This is a genomic window from Micromonospora yasonensis, from assembly GCF_026013475.1.
Taxonomy (GTDB): Bacteria; Actinomycetota; Actinomycetes; order Mycobacteriales; family Micromonosporaceae; genus Micromonospora; species Micromonospora yasonensis.
Map to the genome: position 1 here is coordinate 1 of NZ_JAPDPH010000424.1, position 1970 is coordinate 1970.

General features: G+C 71.2%; 2 protein-coding genes. One reads left to right on the top strand and one right to left on the bottom strand.

The features are described from left to right. The coding region (argS, locus tag ONA70_RS36015; protein WP_265010942.1) for an arginine--tRNA ligase at window positions 1–1171 on the bottom strand (1171 nt) is incomplete at its 3' end. Window positions 1172–1270: 99 nt separating this feature from the next. On the opposite strand from argS, the gene ONA70_RS36020 reads away from it, so the two are divergent. Next, the coding region (locus ONA70_RS36020) for a DUF3105 domain-containing protein (RefSeq protein WP_265010943.1) at window positions 1271–1970 on the top strand (700 nt) is incomplete at its 3' end.

Here is a 1970-nt window from a genome sequence, read left to right on the forward strand (position 1 = left end):
CGACCAGGTCCTCCAGGGTGACCACGGTGCCGGCCCGCTTGCTCATCCGCACCGGCGCGCCGTCGCGGACCAGGTTGACCAGCTGGCCGATGAGGATCTCGAGGTTGTGCTCCGGGTCGTCGCCGAAGCAGGCGGCCATCGCCTTCATCCGGCCGAGGTAGCCGTGGTGGTCGGCGCCCAGCATGATCACCACGCGCTCGAAGCCGCGCTCGCGCTTGTCCAGGTAGTAGGCGCAGTCGGCGGCGAAGTACGTCCACTCGCCGTTGGACTTGCGCAGCACCCGGTCCTTGTCGTCCCCGAAGTCGGTGGTGCGCAGCCAGGTCGCGCCCTCGGACTCGTAGAGGTGGCCCTGCTCGCGCAGCCGGTCCAGCGCCTTGTCCAGCTCGCCCCGGTCGTGCAGGTCCTTCTCGTTGAAGTAGGTGTCGAACTCGACGCCGAAGTCGCGCAGCGACGACTTGATCTCGGCGAACATCAACTCGACGCCCTCGACCCGGAACACCTCCTGGGCGGCGGCGTCGTCCAGTTCCAGCACGTCCGGCCGGCGCTCGACCACCTCGGCCGCGATCTCCGCGATGTACGCGCCGCCGTAGCCGTCCTCCGGGGCCGGCTGGCCGGCCGCGGCGGCCAGCAGGGACCGGGCGAACCGGTCGATCTGGGAGCCGGCGTCGTTGAAGTAGTACTCCGTGCCGACGTCGGCGCCGGTGGCGCGGAGCAGCCGGCTGAGCGCGTCGCCGACCGCCGCCCAGCGGACGCCGCCGATGTGCACCGGGCCGGTCGGGTTCGCCGAGACGAACTCCAGGTTGATCTTCTGACCGGCGAGGGCGTCGCTGCGGCCGTACTCCGGGCCGGCCTCGACGATCACCTTGGCGAGCTGGCCGGCGGCGGCCGCGTCGAGCCGGATGTTGAGGAAGCCCGGCCCGGCGATCTCCACCGACTTGATGCCCGGCGCCTTGCCGAGCTGGTCGGCCAGGGCGGCGGCCAACTCCCGCGGCGGTACGCCCACCTTCTTGCTGAGCTGCAGCGCCAGCGTCGAGGCGTAGTCGCCGTGATCGGGGTTACGGGGTCGCTCGACGGCGGTCTGCGCGGGCAGCGCGGAGCGATCCAGGCCCCGGTCTTCGAAGACGGCGTGGGCTGCGGCGAGAACGACCTCGGCGAGTTCAGCGGGAGTCACCGAACCATGTTATCGGGGGTAGACTCGGGCACCGCGGCGGCGACCAGCATGTGAACCCGACCCGCCGGCTCCCCTGACCGACCGACCTGACGAGGCACGATGAGCATCAGCACCCCGGGCGGCCCGGAGCGCCGTCCGACCGTGGTCAGCACCGGCAAGAAGCCGGCCGCCGGCCGGCCGGCGGCTGCCGACAAGCCCGCCGGCGGCAAGGGCGGGTCCGGCAAGGGCGCCCCGCGGCCGACCTCCGGCGGCAAGGGCCGCAAGCCGATCGCCCCGGTGAAGGTCAGCCAGGGCCGTCCGTGGGGTCCGATCGCCCTCTTCGTCGCGGTCGGCGTACTCGCCGTCGGCATCATCGGGTGGGGCGCCTGGGCCGTGTACAAGGGCTCCCAGCCGTGGGAGGACCGGGCCGACTCGATCAAGGGCGTGGTCGACTTCCGCAAGACCGACAAGGACATGGTCAAGGGCGGCCAGCACCAGCAGGGCGCGATCAAGTACAGCGTCCTCCCGCCGGTCGGCGGCCCGCACAACCCGGCCTGGCAGAACTGCATGGGCGACGTCTACACCGCGCCGATCGCCAACGAGCACGCGGTGCACAGCCTGGAGCACGGCACGGTCTGGATCACCTACCGCCCCGACCTGCCGGCTGACCAGGTGGCGAAGCTCAAGGCCAAGGTCGAGGGCAAGGAGAAGTTGATGCTCAGCCCGTTCGAGGGGCTGGACAAGCCGATCTCGCTCCAGGCCTGGGGCTTCCAGCTCAAGGTCGACAACGCCGACGACAGCCGGATCGACGACTTCATCA